Source organism: Cedecea sp. AS113 (assembly GCF_037152415.1).
Taxonomy (GTDB): domain Bacteria; phylum Pseudomonadota; class Gammaproteobacteria; order Enterobacterales; family Enterobacteriaceae; genus Cedecea.
This window is the reverse complement of the sequence record NZ_JBBCMI010000001.1, coordinates 174,479-191,882: the sequence shown is the minus strand read 5'-3', so window position 1 is coordinate 191,882 and position 17,404 is coordinate 174,479. Positions and strand designations below refer to the sequence as shown.

Annotated in this window: 19 protein-coding genes; 13 read left to right on the top strand and 6 right to left on the bottom strand. The window is 54.4% G+C overall.

The window, feature by feature from the left end:
- Nucleotides 1-2: 2 nt before the first annotated feature.
- Nucleotides 3-1,154 (bottom strand): acyltransferase family protein, encoded by a 1,152-nt coding sequence (locus WFN87_RS01000; protein WP_336981469.1) that lies wholly within the window; start codon nucleotides 1,152-1,154, stop codon nucleotides 3-5.
- Nucleotides 1,155-1,406: 252 nt separating this feature from the next.
- Here WFN87_RS01000 and dacD point away from each other — a divergent pair, with 252 nt between their 5' ends.
- The 5 genes from dacD (at nucleotide 1,407) to WFN87_RS00975 (ending at nucleotide 5,359) form a co-directional block, all read left to right on the top strand.
- A complete protein-coding gene (dacD, locus tag WFN87_RS00995) occupies nucleotides 1,407-2,573 on the top strand; it encodes a serine-type D-Ala-D-Ala carboxypeptidase DacD (protein ID WP_336981467.1) in 1,167 nt (388 codons plus the stop codon).
- Nucleotides 2,574-2,725: 152 nt separating this feature from the next.
- Nucleotides 2,726-3,190: a DNA gyrase inhibitor SbmC gene (sbmC, locus tag WFN87_RS00990; RefSeq protein WP_008455013.1), complete on the top strand. Its 465-nt coding sequence runs from the start codon at nucleotides 2,726-2,728 to the stop codon at nucleotides 3,188-3,190.
- A gap of 12 nt (nucleotides 3,191-3,202) precedes the next feature.
- Nucleotides 3,203-3,637, top strand: coding sequence for a VOC family protein (locus tag WFN87_RS00985; RefSeq protein ID WP_008455011.1), 435 nt, complete (start codon nucleotides 3,203-3,205; stop codon nucleotides 3,635-3,637).
- Nucleotides 3,638-3,791: 154 nt separating this feature from the next.
- The gene (locus WFN87_RS00980; RefSeq protein ID WP_008455009.1) at nucleotides 3,792-4,850 is read left to right on the top strand and encodes an FUSC family protein; all 1,059 of its coding nucleotides are present in this window, start codon (nucleotides 3,792-3,794) and stop codon (nucleotides 4,848-4,850) included.
- Between the two features lie 173 nt (nucleotides 4,851-5,023).
- The gene (locus tag WFN87_RS00975; protein ID WP_008455006.1) at nucleotides 5,024-5,359 is read left to right on the top strand and encodes a DUF496 family protein; all 336 of its coding nucleotides are present in this window, start codon (nucleotides 5,024-5,026) and stop codon (nucleotides 5,357-5,359) included.
- Between the two features lie 36 nt (nucleotides 5,360-5,395).
- Here WFN87_RS00975 and WFN87_RS00970 read toward each other — a convergent pair whose 3' ends face one another.
- Complete coding sequence (locus WFN87_RS00970; RefSeq protein ID WP_336981464.1) at nucleotides 5,396-5,704, bottom strand: ArsR/SmtB family transcription factor; 309 nt, start codon at nucleotides 5,702-5,704, stop codon at nucleotides 5,396-5,398.
- 201 nt (nucleotides 5,705-5,905) lie between these two features.
- Between WFN87_RS00970 and fusA the strand changes: the two genes are divergently transcribed.
- From fusA to WFN87_RS00955, 3 genes are all read left to right on the top strand, one after another.
- The gene (gene fusA / locus WFN87_RS00965) at nucleotides 5,906-8,005 is read left to right on the top strand and encodes an elongation factor G (protein WP_336981462.1); all 2,100 of its coding nucleotides are present in this window, start codon (nucleotides 5,906-5,908) and stop codon (nucleotides 8,003-8,005) included.
- A gap of 221 nt (nucleotides 8,006-8,226) precedes the next feature.
- On the top strand, nucleotides 8,227-8,601 hold the full coding sequence (locus WFN87_RS00960; protein WP_336981460.1) for a type II toxin-antitoxin system RelE/ParE family toxin: 375 nt from the start codon (nucleotides 8,227-8,229) through the stop codon (nucleotides 8,599-8,601).
- Nucleotides 8,586-8,888: a helix-turn-helix domain-containing protein gene (locus WFN87_RS00955; RefSeq protein WP_336981458.1), complete on the top strand. Its 303-nt coding sequence runs from the start codon at nucleotides 8,586-8,588 to the stop codon at nucleotides 8,886-8,888. Before WFN87_RS00960 ends, WFN87_RS00955 begins: the two co-directional genes overlap by 16 nt.
- A 34-nt stretch (nucleotides 8,889-8,922) precedes the next feature.
- Here the strand turns inward: WFN87_RS00955 and WFN87_RS00950 are convergent, their stop codons facing one another.
- Both WFN87_RS00950 and WFN87_RS00945 read right to left on the bottom strand, forming a co-directional pair.
- Entirely contained in the window at nucleotides 8,923-9,297 is a 375-nt protein-coding gene (locus WFN87_RS00950; protein ID WP_008454996.1) for a DUF4440 domain-containing protein, read from the bottom strand.
- Between the two features lie 3 nt (nucleotides 9,298-9,300).
- On the bottom strand, nucleotides 9,301-10,677 hold the full coding sequence (locus tag WFN87_RS00945) for an MFS transporter (protein WP_336981456.1): 1,377 nt from the start codon (nucleotides 10,675-10,677) through the stop codon (nucleotides 9,301-9,303).
- Between the two features lie 110 nt (nucleotides 10,678-10,787).
- Between WFN87_RS00945 and WFN87_RS00940 the strand changes: the two genes are divergently transcribed.
- The gene (locus WFN87_RS00940) at nucleotides 10,788-11,687 is read left to right on the top strand and encodes a LysR family transcriptional regulator (protein WP_336981454.1); all 900 of its coding nucleotides are present in this window, start codon (nucleotides 10,788-10,790) and stop codon (nucleotides 11,685-11,687) included.
- Between the two features lie 17 nt (nucleotides 11,688-11,704).
- Here the strand turns inward: WFN87_RS00940 and WFN87_RS00935 are convergent, their stop codons facing one another.
- Nucleotides 11,705-13,231, bottom strand: coding sequence for a purine-cytosine permease family protein (locus tag WFN87_RS00935; protein ID WP_336981452.1), 1,527 nt, complete (start codon nucleotides 13,229-13,231; stop codon nucleotides 11,705-11,707).
- Nucleotides 13,232-13,253: 22 nt separating this feature from the next.
- Entirely contained in the window at nucleotides 13,254-13,967 is a 714-nt protein-coding gene (gene deoD / locus WFN87_RS00930; protein WP_237717566.1) for a purine-nucleoside phosphorylase, read from the bottom strand.
- 281 nt (nucleotides 13,968-14,248) lie between these two features.
- On the opposite strand from deoD, the gene WFN87_RS00925 reads away from it, so the two are divergent.
- The 4 genes from WFN87_RS00925 (at nucleotide 14,249) to WFN87_RS00910 (ending at nucleotide 17,376) form a co-directional block, all read left to right on the top strand.
- Nucleotides 14,249-14,917: a Crp/Fnr family transcriptional regulator gene (locus WFN87_RS00925; protein WP_336981450.1), complete on the top strand. Its 669-nt coding sequence runs from the start codon at nucleotides 14,249-14,251 to the stop codon at nucleotides 14,915-14,917.
- Between the two features lie 153 nt (nucleotides 14,918-15,070).
- A complete protein-coding gene (locus WFN87_RS00920) occupies nucleotides 15,071-16,129 on the top strand; it encodes a DNA alkylation repair protein (RefSeq protein WP_336981449.1) in 1,059 nt (352 codons plus the stop codon).
- Nucleotides 16,130-16,486: 357 nt separating this feature from the next.
- A complete protein-coding gene (locus WFN87_RS00915) occupies nucleotides 16,487-16,867 on the top strand; it encodes a type IV secretion protein Rhs (RefSeq protein ID WP_336981447.1) in 381 nt (126 codons plus the stop codon).
- Nucleotides 16,868-17,019: 152 nt separating this feature from the next.
- Nucleotides 17,020-17,376 carry a putative T6SS immunity periplasmic lipoprotein gene (locus tag WFN87_RS00910; protein ID WP_336981446.1) on the top strand — a complete coding sequence of 119 codons (357 nt, stop codon included), beginning with the start codon at nucleotides 17,020-17,022 and terminating at the stop codon, nucleotides 17,374-17,376.
- Nucleotides 17,377-17,404: the final 28 nt, after the last annotated feature.

Here is a 17,404-nt window from a genome sequence, read left to right as displayed (position 1 = left end):
GTTTAAGATACTGACCTTTCGGACTTCATTTTCGCCCCGCTAAGCAACTGTTTACCCAGCGCGATGCCGCGTTTTTCAACCTTGTGGTAAAGCGCAACGGCAATCAGCCAGACGGTGGGCAGCGCGATGGCCGTGACTATCAGGAAACGCATCAGCGAAGGCTGATGGGCAAAACCGGTGTAGCGGACGAGCAGGCCGATGGTGGGGAGGACAATCATCAGGTGTAGCAGGTACACCGAATAAGAGACATCCCCCAGAAACAGGCTAAACCGACAGGTGAGCAGCTGGCGAGGTGCCGCCGTGATTCGGCGCAGGCGATTTTCTTTGTCAGGCTGCCAGAGCAGCAGCGTCATGCCGATAATCATCATGCACTCTGCCACCAGCCGCAGATGGGTTTCGGCGATATGCATCTGCCAGGCAATAACCGGGGCGAGCAGCGCCAGCGCGCAATAGCGCAGGTTTTTTTGCATTACCGCGTGGGATATCAGCATTCCGGCGATAAACAGCGGCAGTTTTATCAGGATCATCGACGGCATAGGAAAGGCGTTGAAGTAGTCCGGGAAGAGCCAGCGGGCCGCCAGGCAAACCACCATCAGCAGCGTCGCGCTAACCGTAAACCCGTAGCGCATCACCAGCAGCATAATGAACGGGAACAGCAGATAAAACTGCATCTCCAGCCCAATGCTCCAGTCTGGCAACACGGTGCGGAAGGACCAGGCCGGAAAGAGGCCAAAAATAAACGTCAGATGGCTGAAAATATTCATTGCGGAGTGGTCGGCATAGCGGCTGCTTGCGGTGGCGGTTGTCGGCCAGGCGCTGGCGATAATATCGCGCATTTCACCGAACCAACTGCCAAAAATCAGCGCCACGACCAGCAGCAAATAATAGAGCGGGGCGATGCGAAAGAAGCGGCGTAGCCAGAATTTGCGAAAGGTATCTGGGCTATTCCACGGCTCTTTTTCCCGACGCTCCTGATAATTTTTTGCCATCAAATACCCTGACAGTAAAATAAATAAATCGACCCCCATCCCCGGATCGTAAAGAAGAGGAATGCGGCACTGCACCAGCAGGCAAATGTGGCCGAGCAAAACACAAAGCGAGGCCAGCCCTCGCAGCCCCTCCAGCTCAGGAGACCAGCGTTTACTTTCCACCATACGATGACCTTTATGCGTGTATTCTTCGGTCAGAGTAAAAATGAATCAGCGCTGCCACAATCAGAATGTCACGCAAACATGGAATATCGGAATAAACGCAGTGTATTGTCCGGGGGAATATATTTAGTACAAATATCATTCATTATTATTGCTAAATATGAAATGTCATATTTTCTTGCAATTTAAAGAAGCAAATTAACAAGAACTCCCGTAAAACGAGCCGCTGTAAATTAAGTCTTTGAGGAAAATCCGTTGAAAACCCGCCTGCTTGTTGCCCTGAGCTTTTTGTCCCTTTCCGTCAATGCTGCCTATGCTGATGATATTTTCCCCCATCAGCCGCAGCCGCCTCAGGTAGAAGCCGGCGCATGGGTACTGATGGATTACACCACCGGGCAGGTGCTGACCGCAGGCAATGAACACGTCCAGCGTAACCCGGCCAGCCTGACAAAACTGATGACCGGCTATGTCGTTGACCGCGCAATCGACAGTAAACGTATTACCCCGGACGACGTCGTCACAGTGGGGAAAGACGCCTGGGCAAAAGGTAACCCGGTGTTTGACGGCTCATCGCTGATGTTCATTAAGCCGGGCGACCGGGTGACCGTGCGCGATCTCAGCCGCGGGTTGATTATCGATTCCGGCAACGATGCCTGCGTTGCGCTGGCAGACTATGTTGCCGGGGGACAGAAACAGTTTGTCGCCATGATGAACCACTACGTCGACCAGCTTGGCCTGCACGATACTCATTTTGAAACCGTGCATGGCCTGGACGCGCCGGGGCAGCACAGCTCCGCCTATGATCTTGCCGTGCTGTCCCGCGCTATCATCCACGGTGAACCCCAGTTCTACCATATGTACAGCGAGCGCAGTCTCACCTGGAACGGGATTACCCAGCAAAACCGCAACGGCCTGTTGTGGGATAAATCCCTGAACGTGGATGGCCTGAAAACGGGGCATACCGAAACGGCAGGGTTTAACATTATTGCCTCCAGCGTGCTGGGCCAGCGCCGCCTGATTGCGGTGATTATGGGCGGCCTTAGCTCAAAAGGGCGTGAAGAGCAGGCCCGCAAGCTGCTGCACTGGGGGCAGGATAATTTCGACACCGTGCAGGTCTTGCAAAAAGGCAAACCTATCGGCAGCGAGCACATCTGGTACGGCGACAAGGCCAATATCAATGTGGGCCCGGATCAGGACGTCTTCCTCGCGCTGCCTAAATCGGAAGTGCCAAACATCAAAGCAAAGTATGTGCTGAGCAAGCAGGATATGGAGGCGCCGCTGGCAGCCAATACTCAGGTGGGCGAGATCCAGCTGTTTGATGGTGACAGGCTCATCTCCCACTGGCCGCTAGTGAACCTCACGCCGATGGAGAAGGGCGGGCTGTTTTCGCGTCTCGGCGACTTTATCAGCCGCAAGCTTTAACCCTTTGTCTTGTTGATGAACCGCGCAATTTGCGCGGTTTTTTTGTCGCCATTTCCTGCGAGGTTGCTCCCAAATCTGGCAGCTTGTGCCCCACCTTTAAAAAATATAGTGTATAAATGTACAGTGTATTTATTCATCAGCGTGGAGGCAGTATGACATTCAAAGTTCAGCATGTTCCGGCGCGTAAAGTGGCCGGTTTTCATCTGGTCGGGCCGTGGGAAACCACGGTTCCGCAAGGGTTTGGCCAGCTGGCCATGTGGGCGAAAACCCACAGCCTCCATGGCGACTGGCTGGCCATTTACTATGATGACCCCGATGTTGTTCCGCCAGAAAAGCTCCGCGTGGACACGGTACTGGGCGTACCTGAAGAGTTCAAACTACCGGAAAACAGCGAAGGCGTTATCATCACGGCTATTGAGGCAGATACTTACGCCATCGGGCATGCCATCGTAAAAAACGAAGCATTCCAGGAAGCCTGGGAAACCTTCTTTGACCAGGTAGAGGCTGATGGTGACTATCAGTTAACTGGCAAACCCTGTTACGAAATCTATCTCAACGACGGCTCGGCGTCCGGCGTATGGGAAATTGATATGTATATTCCGGTCGCTAAAGTCTGACAGGAGCTCGCCATGACGGAAGCTATCGCAGGATTAAACGTGTTATTCATCGCCGGGTATGGCCCCGTTACGCGCGACGTGGCGGCAAGTGCCGGGTTTTATCAGCAGGTGCTCGGTCTGCCGTTAAAAGCGATGGAAGGCAACGAGGACTATCTGGCAACGGAACACGGTGAGCTGGATGGCGTGAAGCATTTTGCGCTCTGGCCGCTCGCTCAGGCGGCACAGTCCTGCTTCGGCGTGGACGGTTGGCCCGAGCACATTGTCGCGCCCCAAAGCTGGGTCGAATTTGAAGTAGAAGATGTCGGGCAGGCGACAGCGGTACTAAAGCAGGCCGGGTATCAAATGCTGGTGGATAACCGTATCGAGCCCTGGGGGCAAACGGTGTCACGTATGCTCAGTCCTGAAGGGCTGCTGGTTGGCGTGACCGTTACGCCCTGGCTGCGCTAGCTGGCTTGAATCCGGGCGGCAGCCTGCCGCCCATTTCTGATATTCAGCAAAGAAATGTGAAATATTCCGCGTAAAAGCTCCGCCGCACCTGGCAACATGATTTCTTTGTGAGAAAAACGGGTACAATTTCTTTTTTATTTTCGGAGAGCCGGGTGTGCGCCCCGACAAATCACTGACCCCGTTTGAGATCCGTATTTACCGCAACTATCGCGTTGCCCACGGCATACGTATCGCCCTTGCTTTTGTGCTGACATTTGTTCTGGTTCGCCTGCTGAACATCCCCGAAGGCACCTGGCCGCTTATCACACTGGTGGTGGTAATGGGCCCCATTTCCTTTTGGGGGAACGTTGTTCCGCGCGCCTTCCAGCGTATCGGTGGCACCATTTTTGGCGCGGCCATCGGACTGATAGCCCTTAAGCTGGAGCTTATTTCCTTACCGCTGATGATCATCTGGTGCGGGCTGGCGATGTTCCTGTGCGGCTATCTGGCGCTGGGTAAACGTCCCTACCAGGCGCTGCTTATCGGCATCACGCTCTCCGTGGTTGTTGGGGCGCCGCCGGGGGATATGGAAGTTGCTCTGTGGCGCAGCGGCGACGTTATCTTCGGCTCGCTTCTGGCCATGCTGTTTACCAGCGTTTACCCACAGCGGGCGTTTATTCACTGGCGTATCCAGATGGCGACCTTCGTGCAGGCGTTTAGCAAAATCTACACTGCGGGGTTCTCGCCAAACCTTGTGGAGCGCCCACGGCTGGAAAAACCGTTGCAGAAAATCCTGAATGACGTGGTCAAGATGCGCGCCCTGATTGGCCCCGCGGGTAAGGAAACCCGTATTCAGAAGTCAGTCTTTGAGGCGATTCAGACCATTAATCGCAACATGGTCTGCACCCTTGAGCTGCAAATCAACGCCTATTGGGCGACGCGGGAAAGCCATTTTGTGATGATCAACGCTCATACGCTGCGCGACACGCAGCAAATGACGCAGCGCACACTGTCGGCCATTGCAACGGCGCTGTATGAAGGGAACCCTTCGCCCATCTCAGCCAACACCGAGAAACTGAATGAGATCGTTTTTGAACTTCGCCAGTTGATGGAGGAAGGCAAGGGCAGTCAGCTGCAGGAAACGCCTATTCACGGCTACGTCTGGCTTAGCCTTGAACTGGCCCGCCAGCTTGAGCTGCTGTCACACCTTATTTGCCGCGCACTGCGCAAATAGCGCGCGTAAAGCACAGAAATGACAATGCTTGTTTCGATTCAGCAGAAATTGAGGTTAAGATAGGGCAAGCCCGTTAGTGAGACTGACAAAAAATTGTAATCGTCAACCGCTACTACTAAGGTTATGGCGGTTGTCTTAACGAATCCGAGTACCAATTTAGCAGGGGTGTAAAAATGGAAAATATCAAACCTACCTTCCAGGACGTTCTGGAGTTTGTTCGTCTGTTCCGTCGTAAAAACAAACTGCAGCGTGAAATTCAGGACGTAGAGAAAAAGATCCGTGACAACCAAAAGCGCGTGCTGCTGCTTGATAACCTGAGCGACTACATCAAGCCAGGCATGAGCATCGAAGCGGTGCAGGGCATCATTGCCAGCATGAAAACCGACTACGAAGACCGCGTGGATGACTACATCATCAAAAACGCCGAGCTGTCTAAAGAGCGTCGCGAGATCTCTAAGAAGCTGAAAGTGATGGGCGAGCAGAAAGTGGCTGACACCAAGTCTGAATAACTTCAGCGATGAAAAAACCGCCTTCAGGGCGGTTTTTTATGCCTCGTTCACCATCACCCGCAGTAAGGTTTCCAGCAGTCCGGGGAACCGAGCATCCAGATCTTCACGCCTCAACGAAATCAAATTTTCACGTCCCTGAGGGCGCTGCCAGATTACGCCGCTATCGCGCAGAACTCGCCAGTGGTGGGTCATGGTCGACTTCGCCACATCCTGAATTAAAGCGCCACAGGTAAGCTCTTCCCCCCCGGCAAGCGATCTGACGATCCCCATCCGCAAAGGGTTGCCCAGCGCAAAAAGCACATTTTCAAGGTGGATTTGTTCTCGTTCCGGATGGTTGGCGATCATACTCTTCCTGTAGGCGGTGGCGGCACGGCGGCCGGCTACTATAGCAAACTTGATAGCAAACTTGATGCCCTTCGAATGTATTGATATTAACGATAGCTCAAATTGTTCGAATATACTCGTACAATTGTACTATGCTGATGGCGAACAACTCTGGCGGCCATAGTGGCCGTCGCTAACAGTCAACAAGACTAAGGACACATCATGCCCCGACCCATCCCTCTCGAACGCTATCGCAACATTGGTATTTCAGCCCATATTGATGCCGGTAAAACAACCACGACCGAACGTATTTTGTTTTACACCGGCATGAGTCACAAACTGGGTGAAGTTCACGATGGCGCAGCAACGACAGACTGGATGGCTCAGGAGCAAGAGCGCGGTATTACCATTACGTCCGCCGCGGTGAGCTGCTTCTGGCCGGGTATGGATCGCGGTTTTGAACCGCACCGTATCAACATCATAGACACGCCGGGACACGTGGACTTCACCATTGAGGTGGAGCGATCCATGCGTGTGCTGGACGGCGCGGTAATGGTTTACGACTCAGTGGGCGGCGTGCAGCCGCAGTCAGAAACCGTTTGGCGGCAGGCTAATAAATACCGCGTGCCGCGGCTGGCCTTCGTTAACAAAATGGACCGCCCGGGCGCTGATTTCTTCCGTGTGGTGCAGATGATGATTGACCGCCTGAAAGCCAATCCTGTTCCCATCGTCATCCCGGTCGGGGCAGAAGACAGCTTCACTGGCGTGGTGGATCTCATCAAAATGCGCGCCATTATCTGGGACGATGCGACCCAGGGCATGACGTTCAGCTATGGGCCTGTGCCGCAGGATTTGCTGCAGACTGCACAACTGTGGCGCGAAAAAATGGTCTCTGCTGCGGCGGAAGCTAGCGATGAGCTAATGGATAAATACCTGGAAACCGGCGATCTGAGCGAAGCGGAAATTATTACCGGTCTGCGCAAGCGCACCATTTCCGGGGAAATTCAGCCGATGCTGTGCGGCAGCGCGTTTAAAAACAAAGGCGTGCAGCGCATGCTGGATGCGGTGGTAGAGCTGATGCCGTCTCCGCTCGACATTCCTGCCATTGACGGCGTGGATGAAAAGGGGGAACACGCGGAACGCCATCCCAGTGATGATGAACCCTTCTCGGCGCTCGCTTTCAAGCTGATGACCGACCCGTATGTTGGGCAACTGACCTTTATCCGTGTTTATTCCGGCGTGCTGAAAAAAGGCGATTCGGTTTACAACCCGGTGAAAGGCAAAAAGGAGCGTATCGGACGTATTGTGCAGATGCATGCGAACGACCGCCACGAGGTGGATGAGCTGCGAGCCGGGGATATCGCCGCCTGCGTAGGGCTGAAAGACGTCACCACTGGCGATACGTTAACCGACCCGAATGCGGTGATCACGCTTGAGCGAATGGAGTTCCCTGAGCCGGTGATTTCCCTCGCTATCGAGCCGAAGACCAAGGCCGACCAGGAGAAAATGGGTATCGCACTGCAGCGTTTAGCGGCGGAAGATCCCTCTTTCCGCCTGCATACGGACGAAGAATCCGGCCAGACGATCATCTCCGGCATGGGCGAGCTTCACCTGGAAATCATCGTCGACCGCATGAAACGTGAGTTTGGCGTGGAAGCGAACATTGGCCGGCCACAGGTCACCTACCGCGAAACGATCCGTAAAACGGCGAAAGACGTGGAAGGGAAATTTGTGCGGCAGTCAGGCGGTAAAGGCCAGTATGGACATGTAGTGCTGACGCTCGAACCGCTTGAGCCGGGCAAAGGCTTTGTGTTTGAAGATGCCACCAAAGGGGGCGTAGTGCCACGCGAGTTCATTCCTTCTGTGGAAAAAGGTCTGCGTGAGGCGATGAATACAGGTGTGCTCGCCGGTTACCCTGTGGTGGACGTCAAAGCCACGCTGACCTTCGGCTCTTACCATGACGTGGACTCTTCGGAAATGGCGTTCAGGATGGCGGCGATCTTCGGTTTCAAGGACGCCGTGCGCAAAGCGGATCCGGTTATTCTGGAGCCTATCATGCACGTCGAAGTGGAAACGCCGGAAGACTACGCCGGTAACATTATGGGCGACCTCTCTTCCCGCCGCGGCATGGTGCAGGGCATGGAAGAACGCTTTGGCAGCCAGATTATTCGGGCCGATGTCCCGCTGGCAGAAATGTTTGGTTATTCCACCACGCTGCGCTCAATGTCTCAGGGCAGGGCGACCTACAGCATGGAGTTCCATCATTATGCCGAAGCGCCGCGTAACGTGGCCGACGACATTATTGCCAGCCGTAAATCATAATTAGTCAGCCAGGGTGGATGGGGTTTTCTCATCCACCTTTCACCTGAGCAAGTTTACGAGTCCGTTTCCAGTGAGGCTGCAACTCGCTGAACGTCATTATTCATTTCCGAATCTCTCTCGACGATTCACCCAAGGCCAAATGATTAACTTGGTCTTTGCTCACGCAATCGGCACATAGGCTTGTTCCTATATAGTATTTAACCTATATTGCGGAGGGCGATATGTGGTCGATTAAAATGACGGATACGTTTGATGCCTGGGTTACGGCGTCAGATGACATGACCAAAGCCTGCGTTATGGCAGGGGTTGTACTGCTCAAAGAGAGAGGGCCTTTACTCGGACGGCCTTATGCCGATACGGTAAAAGGATCGCAGTACTCCAACATGAAAGAGCTGCGAATTCAGTGCCGGGGTGAGCCCCTCAGGATCTTTTTTGCTTTTGATATAAAACGCTGTGCCATCCTGCTCTGTGCGGGAAATAAAGCAGGGAACGAGAAGCGTTTTTATAACGTCATGGTGCCATTAGCAGACAACGAGTTTCGGCCGCACTTACAGCAGTTAACGGAAAAGGAGCAAATAGAATGGGTCGAACGTTAGAACAATGGATGGCCGAAGAAAAAACCGAAGTGGTGGCCGCCGCGCAGGCCATGGCCGACGAAATGCTGCTGAATATCCACCTGGCCGAACTTCGTGACAAAGTCAGAAAAACGCAGACTGAGATGGCGCAGAAGCTGGGCGTGAAGCAGCCCACCGTTGCCGAAATGGAAAAAAAAGGCCGCGACATCAAGCTTTCTTCCCTCAAGCGTTACGTTGAGGCGGCGGGGGGTAAGGTTAAGCTGGATATCGAGCTGCCGGACGGGACGCATTTCAACATCGCGCTTTAGGGCTGCTGGGGCGGTTTTCACCGCCCGCTCCGGCTTAAGCCTGCGCCGTTTCCTGTAAATGTCGCCATAACACTTTCTCGCCCTCGCGGCGGAAAATAACCGTAGACCAGCGCACGGTGCTGGAGCCGTTAAGCGTTTGCGTTTCGCGGTAAAGCACGGCGGCACCCTGCGGCCATTCGTCAAGCAACTGGAGGCTATCGACCTCAATCGCCAGCCCTTCGCGGCTGCCGCCGCTGGTACGGAAAAAGCTGCAAAGTGCCGGATAATCCAGCCTTGCGCCGCTCAGCGCGACCATTGAATAGTCGTGAGTAAAGCATGCCAGCAGCGCTTCCAGCTCCCCCTTGCCCGCACCAAGCCATTGCTCAATGGCAACATGGGCCTCAATCACTTCTTCAAACCAGATATTCATTGCTCAGAGTTCCTTTTGGGTCAGTTGATTTTTAATCTGCTGATTGTTGAGCCGCCAGGCGTAAACCAGCGGGGCAAGCGTCCCGGCGGCGGCAAGGCTAAAAGTGAAAAAATAAGCGCGAGGGGCGGGCATCAGCGCCTGTAAAACAGTCAACAGCAGGCTCAGTAGCGCCACGCCAAAGCAAAAGCTTAACTGGCGATTAATATTCCACAGTGCGCTCGCTTCCGGCATAGCCTCCGAAGGGATGGCGATAAAAGCGGTGCTCTGCGCTGTGCTGCTGGAAAGACTTCCCCCCAGGCCCATCAACGCGTAAGCGGCTACCAGCCACGAGGCTTGCTCGCCGGAGTTGATTTGTGTGAGCAGCAAAATCCCTGCGGCCTGAAATATGCCCCCGGCGGCGATCAGCGGGCGAGGGCCGAGGCGATTAAACATCTTGCCGGTAAATGAAATCGCGACAAAAGAGGCCATCGCCCACGGCAGCATCAGCATTCCGGTTTGAGTGGCAGACAGGCCCAACTGCGTTTGCAGATAGACAATGCTGACCAGGCTGGTGCCCATAAAAATCCCCGGAATGCACTGGTAAACCAGCATGGCGTAACGCAGCAGAGGATCTGCCAGCAGCGGCAGGCTGAACAGCGGGGTCGGATGTTTGCCATTCCGGCGAATAAAAAGCCAAAGAATAAGCATGCCAGCGATGAGCCACACTAATGCCTCGCCATGAGCCGCCGGGTTTCCGGCCTGCGTGACGCCCAGCAAAATAGCGAATAGCCCCGCCGATCCCAGCATTAGCCCTTTAACGTCCAGCGGCCTGCGGGCAGTTTGTTGCTCTGCAGGTTTTAGCCAAAATCCCGCCAGAACTAGTGTCAGCAGCGCCAGCGGCAGGCTGGAGAGAAATATCCAGCGCCAGCCAAAAGATTCCACCAGCAATCCACCTGCGGTTGGCGAAAGCGCCGGAGCCAGCAGCGCAACCAGCATAATTGCCGAGGAAAGCTTCGCCCGCTCGTGCACCGCGAAAAGCTGCCAGGTCAGAGCCTGGCCAACAGGGATGAGCAGCCCGCCTCCCACGCCCTGCAGAATACGTGCGGCGACCAGCGTTTCAAGGCCGGGAGCCAGGCCGGAAGCCAGCGTGCCGAGAGAGAAAAGCCCCAAAGAAAGCATAAACAGGCGCCTGGCACCCAGCCGCTGCGTCAGCCACGCGCTGCAGGGGATAACCAGCGTCAGGCCGCAAAGATAGCCGTGGCTTATCCACGCCAGCTCGGTGACCGGCGCGTGAAACTCCCTCCCCATTTCAGGCCAGGCAACGTTGGAGATAAACATATTGATTAAGTCGAGAAAAAAACCGAGCAGATAAACGGCGGCAACCCTGTAGCGATAAGGCATGGCGGCTCTCGTGAAAAAGAAAAGGCGATTTCAGCAGGTTCCGCGAGACGGATAAATCCCGTTCCGGCTGATACACTGTCAAAAATAATTTGATAATCAGGCGAATTGGCATGCTCAACTTGCAGCGGGTGGCGCAGTTTGTTGCGGTGGTGGAGGCCGGGGGATTTACCGCGGCAGCGCAGTCCATGCAGCAAACGAAAGCGGCGATCAGCTTTAACGTTCGTCAGCTTGAGGCGGAACTTGGCGTTTCGCTGCTTGTACGCTCCACGCGGCGCGTGGCGTTAACCCAGGCGGGGGAAGTGTTTTACCAGCGCGCTCTGCAGCTGTTAAGGGAGAGCGAAGCGCTGGTGGAAGATGTGCAGGGGCATCACGGCGGATTTTCTGGCGAACTGAGTATTTCGACAACGCCTGAATACGGCCAGGCAAAGGTTATCCCGGCGCTAAGTGCCTTTGGCAGGCTGCATCCGGGGCTGACCATCCGGCACGAATCTTCATCTGCTCCGGCTAATCTCATCTCCGGGCAGTTTGACGTGGCTATTCGCCTGGGCAAGCTGGCGGATTCGTCCTACCGCGCGGCGCTGATAGAGCGGTTCGAGATTGTGGCGGTTGCCGCGCCGCAGTGGCTTGAGCGTAACCCGGTTGGCAGCCTGGAGGCGCTGGCCGAAGCGGAATGGATCATTCATCGTCGGCTGCCGACCCCCAGAGAATGGCAGGTCATTGGGCCTGACCAGGAAACGAGGGAGTTAACGATCACCGGGCCGGCCCGCTTTATGACCGACACGGCCGCGGCGCTCATGGCTTTTGTGGTTCAGGGCTGCGGCGTAGGTTTATTGCCCGAATGGCTGGTGCGTAGTGCGATAGGGCGCGATGAACTTCAGCATGTGCTACCGGAATACCGTTTCCCATCCCAGGGCATTTATGCGGTTTACCCGAACACGAAGCATGTTCCGGCGAAGGTGCGTGCGCTGATAGACTTTTTGCAGGAGTGGGAAAATAACAGGCCCGCTTAGCGGGCCTGTTTTTCGGCTTACAGCGCTTTTTGGGTTTTACCCTGCACGGTTGAAGCCGCTTGTGCAGACGAAATGCCCGGCAGCTCAATCTTCAGGCCGAAGGTCAGCAGCGAATACAATACGCCCCCGGTCAGCATCGAGACAATAACGCCCAGGTTCGCCGTCGCAAAGACGCTGTGGCGGGTTTCTTCCGTCAGCAGGAAGCCCACCACGTGCGCGATGTACGGGTCACCGGAAGTAATTGTGCCCAGCCCCACAAAGGTCGCTATGCCCAGTGAAAGCAGTGCCGTCCAGCGGCCATCCCGGCCACCAAAACCCGCTTTATTCGCCATCGCCACATCCCAGCCCATGCGCTTCTGGCGCAGGAAGTCGATCAGCTGAATCGCCCCGGCGGAGCCGATCACCACCGAAATAGAGGCCAGGAACGACTGGAAGGTCGCCAGGAACGAATCGGAAATAAACATCAGGTAGAACGCGCCGAAGCCGATGATAGCCGCGTTCAGCGTGGTCGTCGTGGCGCGGCTGGCCGGAATACCAAGCGCCAGCAGGGCAAGACCTGAACTGTATACGCCGGTAATTGCCGCCGCCAGCAGCGAAACAATAATCACGATGGAGAACGGCACGTAGAACCAGAACGGCAGCAGGTTAGTCAGCGAGGCAATAGGCGACTGCGCCGCCGCTGCGCTCAGGTCCGGGTTGCTGTCGGCAAGGAATGCGCCCAGCACCAGCAGGATGCTCACCGGCAGAGAAATCCCCGTCGTCGTCCAGAAAATAACCTTCGAGGCCTGAGTTTTCTTCGGCAAATAGCGCGCGAAGTCGCCGCCGTAGTTCAGGAAGCCAAGGCCCACCATCGTCATCGCCATCACCACGCCGCCGATGTAGGTCAACAGGTCGCCGTGCGCCGCGCTCTGGCCCAGCTTTTCCCAGTGAATATGCGGCAGCATCAGGAAGATAAAGATGATGCTCATAAACCCGGTCAGCCAGGCGATGTATTTCTCCACCTTCATGATCAGCTGGTGGCCATAAATGGCGACCGACATGGTCAGCGCCAGGCTGACGATAAACCAGCCAAGAATGCACACCAGCGTAGGTTTGCCGTCTGCCAGCGCAAACGCCGCAGGCCAAAGTTTGGCAAACAGCGCCGCGCCGGTAGACGAGGCGAGGGTAATAATGGTGATTTTCCAGCCCATATTGGAAATATAGGCGAACAGGGTCGGGAATTTATTACCGTGATAGCCGAAGCTGAAACGGGTTTGCGTCAACGTAGGCAGGCCAGTTCTTGGCCCGCCCACCGCCAGCACGCCAACCAGGCAGCAGGACAGCAGGTAGCCGATAATCCCGGCGGTGATCGACTGCCAGACGCTCAGGCCGAGAGAGTAAACGTAAATGCCGTAGGTCATCCCCAGAATAGAGACGTTCCAGGAGAACCAGATCGGAAACAGCCCGGCGGGTTTGCCGTAGCGCTCAGCTTCCGGGACGGCATTCACGCCGTTTGCTTCAACTTTTATGCCGCCCGAGGCCGGCTGATGTGTAGAGTTTGTCATCGGAGAACCCTTATGGGAGAAATCAATCGCAGAGAAGTGCGGTTTCTAAAGCGAGCTCAATCATGTTGTCTAACGTGTTTTGTAGTTCTTCTGCCGTCGGCTCTGCCCCCGTGACGCTGCTTACGCAGGCGGTCAGCAGGCTCAGGGCTTTGGCGCGGTACTGCGCGGCGATGGTGAACAGCGCCGAGGTTTCCATTTCCACCGCAAGGATGTTCATCTTTTTGAGGGCGGGGAGCATGCCTTCGGGTTTGTCGTACAGCAGGTCGTTGGTAAAAGTGTTGCCGAATCGGGTCGGAATATTGTGTTGCTCGGCCGCCGTCCAGCAGCGGCGCAGCAGGTCAAAGTCCGGCACGGCCGCGTAGTCGTAGCCGCCAAACCGGTCGCGGTTTACCGAAGAAGACGTTCCCGCGCCGGTGGCGACAATCACATGGCGCATATCCACGCTTTCATCCACCGCGCCGCAGGTGCCGATACGAATAAGCTGTTTCACACCAAAGGCGTTGATCAATTCATGGGCGTATATGGAAACGGACGGAATGCCCATCCCGTGAGCCATCACGGAAAGCCGCTTGCCTTTGTAGTAGCCGGTAAAGCCAAACATATTGCGGGTATCGCACACGCGCTTTGCATCGGTTAAATACGTCTGCGCAATGTACTGCGCGCGCAGCGGGTCGCCGGGCATGATCACGGTTTCGGCAAAGTCGCCGGGGTTGGCGTTAATATGTGGCGTCATCAGACGATCTCCTGGCTGGTTTCATGCCATTACGATAGAAACCCCGTAGCTTGCAGAAAAAGGCAAATGTCCGACCAGGCCGACGGCGATCACAAATTTGATTTTTGCCTTTGCAAGAAAAGTGACACGCCAGGGCTGGCGAGGGGGGAGTAAAACGCGGAGTATTGACAATACCGAGGGGCGATAGTTAATCTCAGCCGCCTTTTTCGCCGCAGATTCTGGCGAAACAGGCAATACTTGACGTTATTTAGCTGCGAGGCAGCCTGCCGGAGAGCGACAACACCATGAATATTATTCAGCAATTCGCTCAGCGCGGGCACCAGATCCTACGCGATGCCGTGTACGCCGCGCCGCTGAAAAGCAAAGAGATCGGCCCCGAAGAATTTATTCTGCGCCAGGGCGAAGAGATCAAAGCGCTCTACTGGATCACGCTCGGTGAGTACACCATGCACTACAACGCCGAAAACGGGAAAGCGTTCAGCCTCGGGCAGCGCTTTGTCAGTGACACCATCATCGGCGAAATAGAATATCTGACCCACACGCCGAGCCAGTTCTCGGTCGTCGCGCATGACACCATGACGGTCAAAGTTATCCCGCTGGCGATGATGGACACCATTCTGACCAGCCACGCGGAAGTCGGCGTCTGGCTCAGCCAGCTGCTCTCCACCAGCTACCAGCGCGGGATGGCGAGAACCATGGAGCGTTTCCTGCAACCGCTGGTGTTTAACATCGTGGCCGACCTGTATGAACGCCATCAGCAGAGCAAGCCGCTGGTGGACTTCTCACAGGTATCCCGCGAGGCTGAACGGTTTGGCTGCTCCGAGAGAACCTACCGCCGGGTGATCAACCAGCTGATAGAAGAGCAGTACATTCAGAAAGTGGCCCATGAATACGTGATTTGCTACATAGAAAAATTCCGTCAGGTGCTGACGAACCCTGGGCGAATTAGTTAGCAGTTTTTTGTAGCAAACGGCTAAAAAGCAAAGAAAAAACAGTGATAGACTCCGGCAATACGTTATCCGCCATGGAGTAGTGCAGTGAGTGAGCCCGTCGAAAATCAGAACGCGTTTAAACATGCTTTTAATCATGGGCTTTTGCAGGATATCGTGAGCTTAATCGCGCGGCATCATCCCGCCTTCAACGCCAAAGCGTTTTTAAAGCAAGCGGAAAACCTCGATAAGCTGGAAATGAAGGCCAGAGTTCAGGCCATCCGCGACGCACTGGCGGCTGAGCTCCCGCAGGACTACCCGGCTGCATTGGGCGTGGTGGTTGCTGTATTAAAAGAGCATAAGCTGCGCGGTTTTGCCGTCTGGCCTTTTGCGGAGTTTATTCAGGTCTATGGCCTGAACCACCCGGCACTTTCCCTCGAAGCCCTGAAAGTGGTGACAGTCTGCTTTACCGCCGAATGGGCGGTGAGGCCTTTTATCAAGCAGGATCCCGACGCGACCATGCGGTTTCTGCTTAAATGTGCGCAGGACGAAAGCGTGGACATCCGCCGCTGGGCCTCAGAAGGCACCCGCCCGCGCGTGCCGTGGGGCGAAAAACTGCATCTGTTTATCAAAGACCCGGCGGGAACCAGAGCCATTCTGGACGCGCTGAAGTTCGACCCGGAGATTTACGTCAGAAAAAGCGTCGCCAACCATCTGAACGACATCACCAAAGACCACCCGGACTACGTGATTCAGCTTTTGCAAAACTGGCAGCAGCAGGCGAAACAGTCCGGCGGTGACGATGTAAAGAAAGTCGCCTGGATAACCCGCCACTCGCTGCGCACCTTAATTAAGAATGGTCACCCGGATGCGCTGGCGCTTATTGGCGTGCAGCACGGCGCGGACGTCGCGCTGGATGCATTCTCCCTCAAACAAAAAGCGATTGCGTTGGGCGAATACCTGGCATTTAAAGTCAGCCTCCGCTCAACCAGCAGCACCCCGCAAAATATCGTGGTGGACTACGTGCTCCACTTTATGAAAGCCAACGGCAGCACCGCCCCGAAGGTTTTCAAGCTTCGCGCGTTCGAACTCCCGGCCAACGGCTCGGTAACGATAGAGAAAAAACACGCGGTGAAGAAAATCACCACCCGCCAGTATTACTCCGGCGTGCAGCGGATTGAGATCCAGGTCAACGGCAAGGTGCTTGGGGGAGAGGAGTGGGTGTTGGATTTATAGCAAGGATCCGCCGCCGGCGTTTTGCGGGTGGCGAGGGTTTTATTGCGCCTAAGCATTGGTTATACCAAAAGAACAGATTTTGCCTTAAAGCTATTTAATAAATGGATTTAAAAGATCTGGAATAAATAAGTTCATGCAGTAAAGGGAAAAATTCTTGAATGGGCTTCACAGTTTGGCTTCTCTGGCCGGAGATGAATTTTAAAGAAGAAAAATATTAATGAAAATCTACTAAGACTCAAAGATATATCGGCCACATACTATTTCCCGCATGATTACATTATCGTAATTCATTCATAAACTAAATAATTGTATGATTTTAATCCGATGGTAACATAAACCCTTCCAAAAGGAGGGTTTATGTCTATAGGAATAAAGCGAGGTGGCCTACGGCTGCTGACGCTTGGGGAAATTAAGCTCGCCAGAACACTCTACGGTAACGCTATTGAATATCACAAAGTTTGGATTCATCGTGGGAGCTATTTGCCATTTAATATGCAAAAAAACAGCTTCGCTATGACGCCTAACGGGGAAATATGGTTTCAGGAAGGTGTCTATGAGCCTGATTTCTCCTCAGCTCAACGTAATCCCATCGATGCCAGTCATCTCTTCATGCATGAAATGATGCATGTCTGGCAGCATCAGCGGGGGATGTGGGTGCGCACTCGCGGTGCTTTTTCCTGGGCCGCTGACTACTACTATGATCTCGAAAAACCGACACTGCTCGATTACGGCCTGTAGCAACAAGCCTGTATCGTTAGCGATTACTGGCTATTGAAGACTCACGGATTTAAAGGCAATTCTAATACCTACAATCTTCGCCACTTTAACCCGGCAGAGCCGACGGTTTCACTGTTGTCACGGTACAAGAAAATACTGGGGAGATTTCCTTTATGAATCGCTTATTCAAGTTAATATTTTTGTGTTCCGCGTTGTCTGGTTGCGTCGGCGAAGGTTTGGGGGTTGGAGATTGGAAGAGTCTTTATATTGACGGAAACCACATTTGTTTCACCGTGGACAAATCGGACGTGTTGACTCGCTATGTGCTTTCTTCGACTCAGGGTGGCGAATATAAAGTCCTTGCCGTAACCGATCTCGATAATCTTACTTATCCGAATACATGCATAAACATAGAACTAACACCGGGATATATTTACCAGGCATCCTACACGATGAATAAAGCAAACTATCAGTACAGTTTTTTTATTGATAATGACAGGCAAATCATCGAGCTCGGCTGTGGGAAGTAACACCTTTGCCGGGATACTTACACAACCA